11 protein-coding genes are annotated in these 14665 nt (G+C 73.6%); 9 read left to right on the forward strand and 2 right to left on the reverse strand.

Going from position 1 to position 14665, the window contains the following annotated elements; genetic code table 11:
* Positions 1-22 precede the first annotated feature (22 nt).
* Together L0U85_RS05405 and L0U85_RS05410 are read right to left on the reverse strand one after the other, a co-directional pair.
* Positions 23-535 carry a LuxR family transcriptional regulator gene (locus L0U85_RS05405; RefSeq protein ID WP_241376734.1) on the reverse strand — a complete coding sequence of 171 codons (513 nt, stop codon included), beginning with the start codon at positions 533-535 and terminating at the stop codon, positions 23-25.
* The gene (locus L0U85_RS05410; RefSeq protein ID WP_241376735.1) at positions 532-2964 is read right to left on the reverse strand and encodes a helix-turn-helix transcriptional regulator; all 2433 of its coding nucleotides are present in this window, start codon (positions 2962-2964) and stop codon (positions 532-534) included. Before L0U85_RS05410 ends, L0U85_RS05405 begins: the two co-directional genes overlap by 4 nt.
* 176 nt (positions 2965-3140) lie before the next feature.
* On the opposite strand from L0U85_RS05410, the gene L0U85_RS05415 reads away from it, so the two are divergent.
* The 9 genes from L0U85_RS05415 to L0U85_RS05455 all read left to right on the forward strand — a co-directional run bounded on the left by L0U85_RS05415 (position 3141) and on the right by L0U85_RS05455 (position 14636).
* Positions 3141-4631, forward strand: coding sequence for a dynamin family protein (locus L0U85_RS05415; RefSeq protein WP_241376736.1), 1491 nt, complete (start codon positions 3141-3143; stop codon positions 4629-4631).
* Positions 4632-4654: 23 nt separating this feature from the next.
* Positions 4655-5215 (forward strand): nucleotide exchange factor GrpE, encoded by a 561-nt coding sequence (gene grpE / locus L0U85_RS21105; RefSeq protein WP_241376737.1) that lies wholly within the window; start codon positions 4655-4657, stop codon positions 5213-5215.
* Complete coding sequence (locus L0U85_RS05425; protein WP_241376738.1) at positions 5212-7113, forward strand: dynamin family protein; 1902 nt, start codon at positions 5212-5214, stop codon at positions 7111-7113. The genes grpE and L0U85_RS05425 overlap by 4 nt, the downstream gene beginning before the upstream one ends.
* Complete coding sequence (locus tag L0U85_RS05430) at positions 7106-7591, forward strand: hypothetical protein (RefSeq protein ID WP_241376739.1); 486 nt, start codon at positions 7106-7108, stop codon at positions 7589-7591. Before L0U85_RS05425 ends, L0U85_RS05430 begins: the two co-directional genes overlap by 8 nt.
* Positions 7592-7654: 63 nt before the next feature.
* Complete coding sequence (locus tag L0U85_RS21110) at positions 7655-9169, forward strand: molybdopterin-dependent oxidoreductase (protein WP_241376740.1); 1515 nt, start codon at positions 7655-7657, stop codon at positions 9167-9169.
* 128 nt (positions 9170-9297) lie between these two features.
* Positions 9298-10557, forward strand: a complete 1260-nt coding sequence (locus L0U85_RS05440) for a J domain-containing protein (RefSeq protein ID WP_241376741.1) — start codon at positions 9298-9300, stop codon at positions 10555-10557.
* A 49-nt stretch (positions 10558-10606) separates the two neighbouring features.
* The gene (locus L0U85_RS05445) at positions 10607-11968 is read left to right on the forward strand and encodes an IucA/IucC family protein (protein ID WP_277605415.1); all 1362 of its coding nucleotides are present in this window, start codon (positions 10607-10609) and stop codon (positions 11966-11968) included.
* Entirely contained in the window at positions 11965-13497 is a 1533-nt protein-coding gene (locus L0U85_RS05450) for an IucA/IucC family protein (protein ID WP_241376742.1), read from the forward strand. The genes L0U85_RS05445 and L0U85_RS05450 overlap by 4 nt, the downstream gene beginning before the upstream one ends.
* Positions 13461-14636, forward strand: coding sequence for a type III PLP-dependent enzyme (locus tag L0U85_RS05455; RefSeq protein ID WP_241376743.1), 1176 nt, complete (start codon positions 13461-13463; stop codon positions 14634-14636). Before L0U85_RS05450 ends, L0U85_RS05455 begins: the two co-directional genes overlap by 37 nt.
* Positions 14637-14665 lie beyond the last annotated feature (29 nt).

Here is a 14665-nt window from a genome sequence, read left to right on the forward strand (position 1 = left end):
CAACTGCATACCGGTTCGACGTTCACCCGCGGGCGTGTTTGATGTAGATCATCACCGCCTCGCGGGTGGTCTTCACTCCGAAGGTCTTGCGTGCGGCGGCGATGCGGCGGTTCGCGGTCCGCAGGGACACGAATTCGGCTTCGGCCGCGGCGGCGATGGTGGAGCCGGCGGCGAGCCGGTTGAGCAGGGCCCGCTGCTCGGTGTCGAGATCGAGGCCGTCTTCGGGTTCGGGCCGACCGGGCGTGTGTCCGAGGGGCCCGACGCGGCGCAGGTCCGAGGCGAGCGCGAGAGCGATCTGCCCGGAGGCGACGGCGACGATCGCGCTGCCGCGCGCCGCGGCGAGGACGGCTTGGGAGGCGGTGTGGTCGTCGGCGACGGTGCCGTGTGCGACCATGCGCCGCTCGGCCAGGTCCCAGGCCGGTTCCAGCAGCGCGAAACCGCGGTGGGCCTTCCAGCCTGCGGCGGTGCAGCGGCGCACGATCGCCTCGGCGTCCTGACTGGACGCCACGACGTGCAGCGGGACCGGTTCGCTCATGCCGCACCGCCGTGGGCGTCGAGCAGGACCGCCGCCTCGGTGCGGGTCTTGGCGCCGAGTTTGCGCATGCCCGAGCGGATGTGGGTCTCGACGGTCTCGGCGGTGATGCCGAGGACCTCGGCGATGCGGCGGGAGGGGTGCCCGGCCGCGACGTGGCGGAGCACTTCGACCTCCCGGTCGGTCAGGCCGCCGGTGCCGCGCGCCGACCGCCGGTCGCGCCGCACGTCGTGGCGCCGCAGCGACCGTCTCGCGCGCCCGGCCAGGACGGTCAGTCCGTGGTGCTCGGCGACCTGCTCGGCCGCTTCGAGCGCCGCGATGGCGCCGGCTGCCTCGGAGGTGTGGGCCGCGAGGGCGAGCAGGCACCTGACCTGTTCGCGCGCGGCCAGGCCGTCCCAGGCGTCGGCGGCGTCCTTGAACGCGGCACCTCGTGCCTCGTCCCAGGCGCGCAGCGTGGAGGCCACGGGCGCGGGCCAGGCGTCCGGGCCGGTCTCGACCGGATCGGTGCCGGTGTCGTAGGCGATCCAGCGGCCGGTGATGTGGGCGAGCCCGCCCATCAGGCCTGAAGCCGGGGCGCCCGGATCGGGGTCGGGCTGACCGTCGAGCCAGGCGGTCTCGTGTTCGAGCCAGGTGACGAGCGCGCCGAGCGCCGCCGGAGGGTCGGTCAGGCGCGCCAGGCGGGCACGAGCGGTGCCGAGCGCACCCGTGTCGGCCTCGGCCAGCGCGATCGCGGCGACGATGAGCGTGTCGGCCACGGCCGGGAGCGTGTGGTCGGCGAGGGTCTGCGCGGTGGCGATCAGATGGTCGAGCCCGGTGCCGGACAGGACGAGGCACCACGCGGCGGCGGCGAGGAACCGCGTCTGCCACGAGTAGGCGCCGGCCTCGGCGCAGCGGGCCGCGGCTTGGCGGGCGACGGCCTCGGCCTCCTGGAGCCGGGCGGCGTCGGCAAGGGCGATGACTCGCGACCAGGCGCACCAGGCGGCGGTGGTCGCGTCCCCGGCGGCCCGCGCGAGCGCTTCGGCGGCGGCGAGCGCCGCGGGGTCGTCCCCGGCCAGTGCCGCGGCAAGACCCGGATGGTCGACCGCCTCACCCCAGGTGAGACGCAGTTGCTCGGCGAAGGCCGCGCGGGCCTCGGCGGGGGCGCACAGCAGCCGCAGCTGATCGGTCTCGGCCCCCTCCGGTGCGGCCTCGAGTGATGCGGCGGCGGCCGGCCCGTCACCGGTCGCCAGGTGCGCCCAGGACCGCGCCAGAGCCGCCTCGCCGCCCGTGGCTCCTGTGAGGACTTCGAGTGCGGCGCGGGGCCGGCCGGCTTCGACCGCGGCGCGTGCGGCCGCGATCGCGTGCGCGGGTTCGATCTCGGCGGCCAGCAGCAGCGACTCGGCCCGCACCGACGGGCCCGCCGCCTCGGCGGCGGCCTCGAGCGCGGCGGCCAGGGCCCGCTGGTCGAGTCCGGCCGCCCGAGCGTGTCGGGCCGATTCGAGTCCGCCGGTGGCCTCGGCGAGGTGGACGTGCATGGCGGTGCGGGCGCCCGAGTCGAGGATGCCGGCGGCGATCTCGGCCATCCACGGGCTGGCCGGGCGCAGGAACTGGCCTTCGTACACGGCGAGGCCGGCCTCGACCAGGAGCGCGGCGCCTTCGCCGAGCAGGCTCGGGTGGGCCGGGCGGCCGAGCAGCCCGAGCGCGGCCAAGGCGGTGCGTCCGGGTCGGGGCAGGTCGGCGATCGCCGCCGCGGCGGCGGCGGCGGGGTCGGCGACCTCGCCGAGGTCGAGCTCGGCGTCGGGGTCGTTCGCGCGCCGCGCCAGCGCCGTCAATGCCAGCGGATTGCGCCCGCCCCTGGCGCACAGCGCGGCGATGCGGTGCCCGGCCAGCGCCGGAGCGCATTCGCGGATGAGCGCCTCTGCTTCGGCGTCGGTCAGCTCCGGTACCTCGATGACCGTCGCCGCGTCGAGCAGACGCTCCAGGGCCGGGGCGGGCAGGCGGTTGGGGACGCGCAGGGCGGCGGCGACCGGGAGGCGTTCGGACAGCAGCGGCAAGACCGCGAGCGTGGCCGCGTCGCACCATTGCAGATCGTCGATGACCAGGACGCCGCCGCGGGTGCGCGAGTACACCGCCTCGGCCAGCAGCGGCAGATCGCCTGCGGGCATGCGGGCCCGCGTCGCCCGCTCCAGTGCCAGAGCGGGTGAGCCGGAGAGCATCGCCAATCCGCCGCCTATGTGGACAGGTCGGGTCGAGGACGCGGCCAAGCGTTCCAGCAGACGGGTGCGGCCGGAACCGGGCGGGCCGCAGAACACGGCCAGACCGGTGTCGGTCAAGGCGTCGGCGGCCAGGCGCAGCGCGTCGTCTCGGCTGGCAGGGCTCGCTGCCGCCTGGTTCTCGGCGGTGGCGGACCGTGGTCGCTCGAGGCCGGGGGTGGGAGACGACGGGGCGGCCAAGGGGGCTCCTAACGCTCTGGCACGAATGGGGGAGGCGGCGTGCGCCTTGCGGTTTGTATCGTCAATGTCAGTCGACGGACCGCCGACGCCTTTCATGATATTGCGGAAGCTTCGATGCCGCAGACCGGCGTCGCCGGCCGTCGAGGCCGAACCGAGGAGAGGGCGGACGCGAAAGCATGGTGGCAGGGCAACTCACCACGAGCGTGGCGAGCATGTGCGAGGAGCTGTCCGGCAAGGTCAGCGACCCCTCGCGCGCCGTCGTCCAGGAGGTGGCGGCCCGGCTGGGGCAGCCGCTGCGGGTCGCCGTCGCCGGACGATTGAAAGCCGGAAAGTCGACATTGGTGAACGCGCTCATCGGCCGTCGCGTCGCCCCCACCGCAGCCGGCGAATGCACCCGCGTGGTGACCCAGTTCCGCTACGGCCCGGCCGACCGTGTCGACGTGATCGACCGCGCCGGCAGGAAGCACGCGGTGCCGTTGGACGCGACCGGGATGATCCCCACGACACTGCCGATCGCGGCCGAGGACGCGGCGATGATCGACGTCCAGCTGTCTTCGGACCGGCTGCGGGACTTGATGGTGGTCGACACGCCCGGCCTGCAGTCGATCAACACCGACATCTCCGAGACGGCCCGTGAAATGCTGTTCGCCGCCCCCATGGCCGACGACGTCGACGACGACTCGCGCGAGGCCGTCGCCGGCGCCGAGGCGATCATCTACGTGTTCACCCAGCAGGTCCGATCCGACGACGTCGACGCCCTGGAGGCGTTCGCGAAGGCCTCGCAGCAGCTGTCGAGTTCCCCCATGAACTCCCTGGCGCTCTACAACAAAGCCGACAAGCTCTCCCCCGGGCCCGGGCGGGACCCCTGGCCGGTGGCCGGGCCGATCGCCGAGGAGCAGGCCGCGATCCTGCGCCGCGCCGTGTGCGACGTCGTGCCGGTCGTCGGCCTCCTCGCCGAGACCGCCGAGGCCGGACTGCTCACCGCCGCCGACTGCGAAGCACTGCGCACCCTCGCCGGCCTCGACGAGGAGAAACGCGCGCTCATGCTCGCCAGCGCGGGCCTGTTCACCTCCACCGACGGTCCGGTCGGCGCCGAACAGCGGCACCGGCTGCTCGAACGCCTCGACCTGTACGGCATCCACTTCGCGATCGCGCACCTGCAGGCCAACCCCCACCTGGCCACCGGTGAACTCGTGCGGCTGCTGTTCGCCGCCTCCGGGTTCCCGCGCCTGCGCACTACCCTCCACCAGGTCTTCGGGGTTCGCGCCGACGTCATCAAGGCCGGTTGGGCCCTGGGCCGCCTCGAGGCCGCCGCCGCCGCGGGTCCCGCCGCCGACCGCGATCTGCTGCGCGGCGCGGTCGAATCGATCGTGGCCCGCCCCGAGTACCACCGGCTGCCGCTGCTGGAGGCCGCCGCGTCGGTCACCACCGGGCAGGTCGCCCTGCCCGAGGACATGGAGGCCGAAGTCGCCCGGCTCGCCCTGACCGACGACCCCGGCGTCGTCCTGGGCCTGCCCGACGCGGCCCGGCCCCAGCTGCGCCGATCCGCGATCGAGGCCGCCGCGCGCTGGCGGGCGTTCGCCAACGGCGGCGCCACGCCCGCGCAGGCCCGGGTGGCGAACGTGGTGCATCGTGGTTTCCATCTGCTGGCCCAACGCCTCGGCTGAGACTCGTACCTAAGGAGCACATTGTGACGTTTCGACTCGGCGGGCCCCTGATCGGGGCGCTGGTCGGCCTTGCGGCCGCCGGCCTCGGCGCCGTGTTCATCGCCGGCGGACCCGACTGGCGGACCTTGGCCGTCGCCTGCGGGCCGGTCCTGATCGCGGCCGCCGTCGCCGCGGCGACCGGCCGGACCATCACCCCCCGACCCGCCCCGGTCGCCCCCATGGCCGGGCCGGCGAACTCCGGGCCGATTCCGGTGAACCAGCTGGCCGAGCCGGCCCGCGCCGCCCAGGCCATCGCCGACCGCGCCGCGTTGGTCGAGGCGTGCATCTGGATGCGGGACCGCGCCACCTCTCCGGCGCTGGCCGCGCAGTTGGACCAGACGTTCGGGCGCGTCGGTGTCGCCGCGGTCGATGCGACCGGTCAGCGGTTCGACCCGGCTGTCCACGAGGCCGGCTCCACGGTCGCCGCGCCGGGCCCGGCCGAGGACGGCATCATCGCCGGCACCGAATCGGTCGGCTACACCGACCGCGGCCGGCTGCTGCGCCACCCGGTGGTGACCGTCTACCGCGGGCAGGTGCGCGCATGAGCGTCGAGACCGAGACCAAGGCGAAACCGAAGCCGAACCCGGCCGCGCAGATCCACAAACTGTGCGTCAAGGCCGCGAAGGCCGGCACCGCGTCGCTGCGGTCAGTGGATGCCAAGGCCGCCGCCGAAGTCGACGACGTCGCCCGCTGGCAGCCCGACAGGCCCGTCGCAGTGGTCGTCGGCGAAACCAAACGCGGCAAGTCCTCACTGGTGAACGCCATGCTCGGCACCCCGGGACTGTCCCCGGTGGACGCGGCGGTCGCGACCACCGCTTATCTCGAGTTCTCGCACGCCGAGGAGGCGTCGGTGCGGGCCTGGCAGCCCGGGGCCGCCGATCCGATGCTGCTGGGCGTCGGCGACCTGCGCAACTGGGCGACGCGCCTGGGCACCATGCCCGACGGGATGGTGCCGCCGCGGCGCATGCTCGTCGGCCATCCGGCGCCGCTGCTCAAACACCTGTCGATCGTGGACACGCCGGGCACCGGCGGGCTCGACCCCGACCACGCCCAGATCGCGCTCGAAGCGGTCAGCAGGGCAACCTGCCTCATCATGGTCACCGACGCGTCCTCGCCGATGGCCAAGACCGAACTGGACTTCCTGTCCGAGGCGTCCAAACGGGTCAACTTCGTGGTGTTCGCGCTCACCAAGACCGACACCTACCCGGGCTGGCGGACCGTCCTCGAAGAGAACCGGGCGCTCATCGAGGCGCACGCGCCCAGGTTCCGGCACGCCCCGCATTTCCCGGTCTCGGCGATGCTCGCCGAGCACGCCCTGGCCTCGGCCGGGCCCACCCGCCAGGCCCTGGCGAAGGAATCGGGCGTCGGCAAGCTCCAGCGGTCCCTGGTGCGCATCGCGACCGCGGGGAAAGCACTGGTCGCGGCGAACGTCGTGCGGGCGGCGCGCACCGAGTTCGCGCGCCTGGCCGCCTCGGCGCAGGCCGACATGAAGGCCTACGACCCCGACCCGGCGTCGGCGGCACGGCTCAAGGAGGAGAAGAAGCAGGCGCTGACCGCGAAGCGTTCGGAGACGAAGAAGGCGAACCTGGCGCTGCGCGTGGAGACCCAGCGGGCGAAGATCGAGGTGCAGGGCCGCCTGAGGGCCCACTTGCAGCAGCTCGAAGAGGCTCTGCTGGACGAGTTGGAGAAGGCCAACAAGTCCTCGCTCGAGTCGCTCCCCCAGCGCGTCGACATCGGCCTCCAGTCCATCGCCGCCAGGTTGTCGCACGAGCTGCACCAGCGGTTCGTGCTCTTGGCCGAACGGGTCTTGCGCCAGGTGTTCAACGACGACGAGCTGCGGCAGGCGACCAACTCGATCTCGGCGGGCCTGCGGGCCGCCGCCTCGGGGCGCGCCCGCCGCGACGCCAACGCCGACAGCGCCCTCCTGGTCGCCTCCAGCGCCGGCATGGCGATGATGGCCGGGCGCGGCGTCATGGGCGCGGCCTCGGGCGGTGCGGCGCTGCTCGGCGTCTCGGGCGCGCTCGGCGCGGCCATCTCGGTCGCGGCCATGGCCTCGGGCATCGGCATCGCGGTCGCCGCCGGCGGGTTCGTGCTCTACCGTCGCAAGATCCAAGGCGACCGCCAGGCCGCCAAGCAGTGGGTCCAGCGCGTCATCGCCGAGGCCCGCGCGAACCTGAACGAGGAGATCGGCTTCCGCTTCACCGAAGTCGAGTTCGTGTTCAACTCCACCCTCGACGACGCCCTGGAGCGCCGCGGCGCCGAGTACGACGCCCGCATCCAGGCCGCCGAATCGGCCGCGAAAGCCGACCAGGCCGCCCGCGCGAAGAAGAAGGACGCCCTCAAGCAGCGCCGGGACTCCATGGTGCAGAAAGTGAAACAACTCGACGAGGTGCTGGCCAAGGCCCGCACGCTCGTGCCAGGCGAGGAGGAATCCGATGGATGAGTTCGACGAGTTCGACGCCCCGGGCGAGGGCGACTTCGGCGACGCCGAGCTGGGAGACGAGGACCCCTCCGCCGCTCTCGACGAATTCGACGAATTCGACGACGGATCGGTTCCCGGCGAGGCCGAACTCGAAGCGTTCGACTTCGAGCCCGAGCCCGAGTTCGCCGATGGTCTGGACGACGCGTTCGACTTCGGCGAGGCGACCGACTCCGAGTCCGAGTCCGAGTCCGATGAGACGGCATACGCCTCGACCTATGAGGACATGCTCGTCGCCGACGCCGACAACCCCGCCGCGTTCCCGCCCGAGCTCGACCTCGACGTCCCCGAACCGGTCGACGGCTATCCGTGGGTCGACCTCGACGTCCTCGGCCGGGCCGAGGCCGAACCGTGGGTCAACACCGCCGAGTCCTCCGACTTCGCCGCCGCCGACGTCGACGACGTCGCCTCCGAGGCCCTGTCCCGGTTCTGGGAACGGTGAATGTAAGCGAACTGTAAGCGCGATCCATCGCCCGGTCCGACCGGCCGGGTGGAAGATGGAACGGTGACCGAACCATCCGCTCCCAACCAGGCGGGCACCCGCGCATGGGCCCTCGCCGGCATCATCGCGGCCCTCACCGCCCTGGCCGTAGGCCACCTGGTCGCCGCCCTGTTCGTACCGCGCGCATCACCGCTGTCGGCGATCAGCGACGTCGTCATCGCCGCCTCACCGCCCGATGCCACCGAATGGGCCATCGCGACGTTCGGCACCGCCGACAAACCGCTCCTGCAAGCCGGGATCGTCGCCGCCCTCCTCGCCTTCGGCGCCGCCGCCGGGCTGGTGTGGCGCCGCAGCCCGTGGCCGGGCCTGGCCCTCGTCGCCCTCCTGGCCGCCGCGGGCGCCGCCGCGGCCCTGACCCGTCCCGACCTCGGCGCCACCGCCGCGGTCCCGTCCCTGGCCGCCGGGGCCTGGGCCGCCGGCAGCCTCCACTGGTGGGCGACGCGCGGCACCGCCCGGACCGCGACCGACCGGCGCCGGTTCCTCATCGTCACCGCCGGCATCGGCGCCGCCGCCTTCGCCGCCTCACTGGCGGCGCGCCGGTTCGGGCCCGGTTCGGCCGAAGCCGACAGGGACGCCTTCACCGTCCCCGAACCCGACCTGCCAGCCGCCGACCCGGGCCCGGGCGCCGAACTCGACGTCGAAGGACTCGGCCCGTGGCGCACCCCCAACGCCGACTTCTACCGCATCGACACGGCCATCACACCCCCCAACGTCGAGGTCGACACCTGGCGGCTGCTCGTCAAAGGCCGGGTCGGCACCGAGCGCACCTACACCTTCGACGACCTGCTCGGCCGCGAACTGATCGAACGCGACATCACCCTGTGCTGCGTGTCCAACCCGATCGGCGGCGACCTGGTCGACAACGCCCGCTGGACCGGCGTGTCCCTCGCCGACCTGCTCGCCGAAGCCGACCCCGACCCGCACGCCGACCAGCTCGTGTCCCGCTCCTCCGACGGCTGGACCGCGGGCACCCCCACCGCGGCGGTCTTCGACGGCCGCGACGCCCTCATCGCCGTCGGCATGAACGGACAGCCCCTGCCCGTCGAGCACGGCTGGCCCGCCCGACTGGTCATCCCCGGCCTGTACGGGTACGTCTCGGCCACCAAGTGGCTCACCGAACTCGAACTGACCACCTTCGACTCGTACGACCCCTACTGGATCCAACGCGGCTGGGGCCTGCCCGCCCCCGTCCACACCGCCTCCCGCATCGACACGCCGCACTCGGGCGCTGCCGCGGGCACCGTCACCGTCGCCGGCGTCGCCTGGGCCCAGCACCGCGGCATCAGCGCCGTCGAACTGCGCGTCGACGACGGTGAATGGACACCGTGCGACCTCGCCGACGCCGCCACCGACGACACCTGGCGCCAATGGAGGACCGACGTCGAACTCGGCAGCGGCGAACACGACCTCGCCGTCCGCGCCACCGACGGCGACGGCACCGTGCAAACCGAGGAGCGCGCACCGGTCAAACCCTCCGGAGCGACCGGCCTCCACAATGTCACGATCACCGTGACGTGAATTTCTCGGACCGTGCGGCACCAACAGCGGCCAACCGGCGGTAGATTGGCTCCATTACCGTCGATTCGGCGCGACCATCCCCTCGAACGCGCCGACCCATCCCCGTACGACCGACCGGGAGCCGTGTGGTGAACGAACCAGACCACTACCGCATCCTCAGGGTGAGCCCGGAGGCCTCCAAAGGCGAGCTCCAAGCCGCCTACCGGCGGCGCCTGCGCGAGACCCACCCCGACCACGGCGGCGACGAGCACGCCTTCCACGAAGTGCAGACCGCCTGGGAGACCCTCTCCCAGCCCGCGCTGCGCCGCGAATACGACCTGCTGAAATTCGGGCGCCGCGCCGCCCGCAAATACGGACGCGCCGCGGCCCGCCCCTCCCACCGCAAAGTCCGCAGCTGGAACGTCCAACCCGCCTCCCCGGCGGCGAACCTGGACACGACCGGCGCGCTCGTCACCGTCCCATGGCACGCCCGCCTGCAACGCCGACGAGTCGCCTCCAAACCTGCACTGTGGATCGAACTGGCCGCTTTCGCGGCACTGCTCACAATCTGGGCCGCCACCGGCATCGCGTTCTGCGCCACCGCCATGGCCACCGCCGCACCACTGCCGATCCGGGCCCTGTCCATCCCCCTCGCCCTCGCCGGAGCGATCCTCGTCCTCTCCCAGGCCGCCCGCACCAGACGCAAACCCGAACACCGGCCCCCGCCGGTGCCCAAAGCCCGCATCGCCACCGCAGTCGCCTTCGGCGCCGCCGCCGTCTGGTCGGCCGGCCCCACCTCGACACTCGGCTGGTGGCTCGCCGCGTTCGCACTGACCGGCGCCGCACTGAACTGGCCGATCCGCCGCGTCCGCTGGGCCTCGGCGCTGCGCCGCTCGGTCGGCGCCGCCCTGCGCGAGTTCAACGCCTTCGGCCCGGCCGGCACCCGCCCCAAAGCCGACCGCCCCACCGGCAAACTCCTGCGCGAAGTCCTCACCAACCTGCCCGCCTCCCGCCTGTTCGTCGCCCTCCCGGCCACCGAATCGGTCCGCATCCCCCACACCATCGTCTGCGGCGACCGACTCGCGCTGCTGTGCGCACCGGTCGGACGCGACACCGGCGACGCCGACGCCGACAACCTCGCCGCCGCCGTAGAAACCATCGCCGCCGCACTCCCCGAAGCACACGTCCACGGCTGGGTCCTGTGGCCCACCCTCCCCGAAGAAGGCCCCACCACACTCGACGCCGGCATCGACAACGTCGCCGTCTCCATCGCCGCCGCCGACATCGGCCTGTGGCTCGCCGCCGGAGGCACCTACTACGACCTCCCCGTCCTCCAAAAACTCCGGATGCGCCTGGCCGCCGTCCCCGCCCAAAGGGACACCGCCCGCACACCTGCCGTGCGCGCGTGAGAAAACGCACCCCGCCACACCCGGCCCGAACTGAGTACAGTGCAAGGCGATGAACCCGACCCTCCGCGCCGACACCGTCGTCGCCGACCGTCTGCGCCTGGCCGCCTCCCGCGAACCGCTCCCCGGCACCCCTGAAGGGCACACGGCAGCCGAACTTGCCGCCTCCCTCGCCGCCGGATCACCCCACGCGGCCCGCTTCCGCACCGAAATCGCCGCCGCCGTCACCGGAACCGCACTCGCCCTCGCCGCCGCCCGACCCCACCCGCCCGACCTGTGGACCCACGCCGCCGCCGACCACCGCGACCCGACCGTCTGGTTCGAACAGGCCGCCGTCCTCGGACACCCCACCCACCCCCTGGCCCGAACCCGAGACCGCCTGACCGCCGCCCAGACCCTCGCCTACGCCCCCGAACACCGGCCCCGCATCGACCTCCCCCTCTACCCCATCGCCCCGCTGACCACCCGACGCGACTGGCCCGCACGCACCGGCACCGGCCCGCTCCTGCCGGTCCACCCCTGGCAAGCCGACCGGAACGGCCTCGGCCAGGCCGCCCAGACCTGGACCGACGCCGCACCGCTGATGAGCCTGCGCACCGTCTCGGTCGGCGACCTCCACATCAAATGCGCCGTCGACCTCCAACTGACCTCGGCCGTCCGCCACGTCTCGGCCGCCGCCGCCCACAACGGCCCGATCCTCTCGCGGCGACTCACCGACCCGGCCAGGCGCTGCGGCATCACCGTGCTGGGAGAAACCTCGGCCATCACCCGCGACGCGGCAGACCGACCGCAACCGCACCTGGCCGCGATCATCCGACCCGCCCCCCACACCCTCGGCCTCGACCGCTGCGTCCCCCTCGCCGCGCTGGCCGAACCGTGCCCGGCCACCGGCCGGCCCATCGCCGCCGCCCTGGCCGGGCCCGACCTCGACGCCTGGTGGACCGACCTGGTCGGTGTCGCGCTCGCGCCGCTGCGGCTGTTCGCCGCCACCGGCGTCGCCTTGGAAGCCCACGGCCAGAACACCCTCATCGCCTTCGACGGCGACCGCCCCGCCCGCTGCGTCTACCGCGACCTCGGCGGCGTCCGCGTCCCCGCCGCCGACTGGCCCCACCTCGAAGGCGACCTGGCGTGCGACGAGGAGGACGAACGGATCCGCAAACTCCTCGCCGCACTGTTCCCCACCACCCTCACCGCCCTGGTAGACGCGCTCGCGGCATGGACCGGCACCGACCCCGGCCGCTGGTGGAAGACCGTCGCCGACGCCGCACCCGAAGCCGCCGCAGGCTCGAAAGCCCTCACCGCGGCCCTGTCCGGCCCCACCTGGCCGATCAAGGCCACCACCGCGATGCGCCTGGCCGATGACCCGATCGCCGACCTGTGGGTGAGCGTCGACAACCGCCTGGCGACCGCGTGAACCTCACCGAGAAGACCCTCGCCGCCGCCTGGCGCGAGAACCTCGCGAACCTCCGCGACGATCCCGGCCGCATCGACTTCACCGGCACCGAAGGCGCGTTCAACCAGCTCGCCGTCACCACCGCCCCCGCAGTACCCCCGACCGTCCTGCTCGAGACGATCCTCGGCGGACCCGTGCCCGCCCACCTGGCCGCCGAACTCGCCAGCGCCGAAACCGGACACGAGATCGCCGCCGCCCGCGCGACCGCGCGCCGCTCGCACCTGGCGGGCCTGGCCGCACGAGCCGGAGCCCCCAGCCTCGCCCACCTCCTGGCCCGGTGCGGGCGCGGCGCCGACCAGGCCGCGCGACTGCTGGAGACCCTCGCGACCGACGGCCACCAGCTCCACCCGTGCGCACGCACCCGCCTGGGCTGGAACGCGGACGACATCGCCCGCTACGACCTGGAGACGCCCCGCCCGATCCGGGTGCGGCTCCTGGCCGACCCGGCCGGGCTCCTCGCCCGCTCCGGCGCCGACTTCCGCGACCACCCGATGCTCGCCGGCCTCGACCTGCCCGACCCGGTCGTCCCCGTCCACCCATGGCAGCTGGAGCACCGGATCCGCCCGGCCCACCGCGACCTGTTCGACACCGGCCGCCTGGTCGAACTCGACCAGACGATCCCGGCCTGGCCGACCGCCGCGATCCGCACCGTCTGCGGCCGCGACCGGCCCGGACACCTCAAGCTCGCGCTCGGCATCCACATCACCTCCACCCGCCGAGACATCTCGCCGGCGACCGCGCGGCTCGCGCCAGTCCTCACCGAGAAGATCACCGCCCTCGTCGCCGACGACCCGGCGCATGCGATCGCGGCCGACCAGTCCGGGGCGTGGCTGCCCGGCACCCGGGACCTGACGGCGATCGCCCGCGCCGGCCTGACCGACGCAGCACCGCCCGGCACCGTCGTCGTCCCCGCCTCGGCACTGTGCGCCCCCTCCCCGGTGACCGGCCGCTCCCTCGCGGCCGAATACGCGGACTGGGCCGCAGGAGCCGAGACCTGGATCCGCGACTACGCGGCCCTGGTCGTCCCACCGGTGCTCCGATTGGCCTCACGCCACGGCATCGGCCTCGAAGCGCACCTGCAGAACACCCTCATCGCCTTCGACGGGCCCTGGCCGGTCCGGCTCATCACCCGCGACCTCGGCGGGGTGCGCCTGTACCGCCCGGCCCTGCCGTTCACCCTCGAGGTGCCCGAGACCAGTCCGGTCGCCGCTCCGAGTCGGGGCGCCGTCCGCGACAAGGTCGCCTATACGCTGTTTCAGAACCAGTTGGCGGCACTCGCCGACGTCCTGGCCCGCGACTGCGGCCTCGACCGGTCCGCGTTCTGGGCCGATCTGGCCGACCTGGTCGCCGACCTCGACCTGCGAGCGGCCGACCGCGACGCCTACCTGGGCGACCGGATGGCGACCAAAGCGCTGCTGACGATGCGGCTCAACCCGGGAAGCGAGGTCGAAACATGGGTGGACAATCCGCTCGGCGCGGGCCGGCGATGACGGCGGTGACCGACTTCGCCGCCAGTCTCCCGACACCGGCGTGCGCCTGGATCTACTCCCCGGCACGCCTGGCCGACCGGCTCGAGCATCTGCGCGAAGCGCTCGCCGGACACACGATCCTGTACGCGATGAAAGCCTGCGCGAACCCGGCCGTCCTGGCCGCCGCCGTCGAAGCCGCCGACGGCATCGAATGCGCTTCGGCGAACGAGCTGGCCACCGCCGCCGAAGCCGGAGCCTCCCGCCTGGCCCTGTCCGGCCCCGCCAAGACCACCAGGGAATTCGAACGGGCCGCGAACACCGAGGCGCCGATGTGCGTCCACATCGAATCAGTGCGCGAACTCGACGGCCTCGCCGAGGCCGGATACACCGGGCCGGTCGCCCTGCGAGTCAACCGCGGACCGGCCCTGCCCGGCACCCACCGCATGACCGGCGAGGCCACCGCCTTCGGCCTCGACCCCCGCGACGTCCCCGCCGCCGCCGCGCACGCGGCCGACCTCGGCCTGGACGTCACCGGCTTCCACATGCACGCCGTCTCCAACTGCCTCGACGCCGACGCCTACGCCGGCCACGTCCACGCCTGCCTCGCCTGGTCCCACCAGGCCGCACGCCAGCTCGGCATCGACCTGCGCTACGTCAACGTCGGCGGCGGCCTCGGCGCCGACCCCAGAGGCGAGGTCATCGACCTGGGCGCCCTCGCACGCGCGCTCGAGGGCCTCGACACCGGCGGCGCCGAACTCGTCTTCGAACCCGGCCGCTACCTCGCGGCCGCCGCCGGCTGGTATCTCACCGAGATCGTCGATCTCAAGACCGTCGCAGGACAGGCTTTCGCGCTCGTGCGCGGCGGCACCCACCACCTCCGACTCCCCGCCGCCTGGGGCTACTCCCACCCGTTCACCGTCGTCGCAGTCGACCGTTGGGCCCACCGTTGGCCCCGCCCCCGCTTCGACGAGGTCGACTTGCGCGTCTGCGGTGAACTGTGCACCCCCAGGGACGTGCTCAACGCCGGCCAGAGGGTCGCCTCGGTCGCCGTCGGCGACCGGCTCGTGTTCGCCGACGCCGGCGCCTACGGCTGGGAGATCTCCCACGACCGCTTCCTCGACCACCCGAGGCCGCTCCAGGTCGTCATCGACGGCTCCTGACACGCACCCCCCTGGGGCGTGGCAAAACG

This window comes from Glycomyces sp. L485 (genome assembly GCF_022548875.1).
Classification (GTDB): Bacteria; Actinomycetota; Actinomycetes; order Mycobacteriales; family Micromonosporaceae; genus Glycomyces.